Origin of the sequence: Dyadobacter sp. CY312, assembly GCF_021390535.1 — a bacterium.
In the GTDB taxonomy this organism is placed as follows: Bacteria; Bacteroidota; Bacteroidia; order Cytophagales; family Spirosomataceae; genus Dyadobacter.
In genome coordinates this window covers 1-721 of sequence record NZ_JAJUXG010000061.1, presented here as the reverse complement: position 1 = coordinate 721, position 721 = coordinate 1, and the positions used below count along the sequence as shown (strand labels likewise).

At 47.9% G+C, this 721-nt stretch carries 1 protein-coding gene; it reads left to right on the top strand.

The features are described 5' to 3' along the window. Positions 1 to 17 precede the first annotated feature (17 nt). On the top strand, positions 18 to 721 hold a 704-nt coding region (locus LZG71_RS30375), incomplete at its 3' end, for a DUF6923 family protein (RefSeq protein ID WP_409013707.1).

The following is a 721-nucleotide window of genomic DNA, read 5'->3' as shown; positions in this document are numbered from 1 at the left end:
TCTCCGACATAGCCTTTGTGTCTAAAGATCAACTTTGTTACGGAATTACAACAAGCAGCCAAATTGCGACGCTGGATCCTTTCACTGGTAATGTAGTGGTTGGGGCCGCAGTTGATGGGCTGCCCTCGTCAGGTAACTACGGTGCCGTATTCAGTGATGCTTCGGGTAAGTTATACGTATTTCACAATGGTATCGGATCTTTTTCTAAGGTGGATCCGGCAACCAACACTGCTTCTCTGATTTCAACGAGTACGCCATCAGGTAATAATGACGGAGCAAGTTGCGCAACCACAATTCTGGTAGATCTGCCGTTCACCTGTAATGACGGTATCGCTTATCAGACTATCAATTCTATTCCGGATGGCACGTCAGCACTTCACGGATTTGATGTCGCTACGGGAGCTAAAACGCTGATCGCCACCTTGCCGTATGTTCTGAATGGTTTAATATACAATTCCGTGGACAATATGTTATGGGCCTCCAGAACAGGGACCAATAACATTGTAAGGATTGACAGAGAAGGGGGATCAATGTCATATCCAATTACCGGCCTGCCATCAGGGCTCAACGTAGGCGCCGAGCTGCCCGGTGGCTATATGCTGCTGTACAATAACAACCATACCCATTATTATGTCGTAGACGTCAATTCCAGTCGTGCGACCTATTTGCAAATGGTAGATCCGACAGCCGGTTTTGCGCTTCAAACGGGGCCGGTCTATGG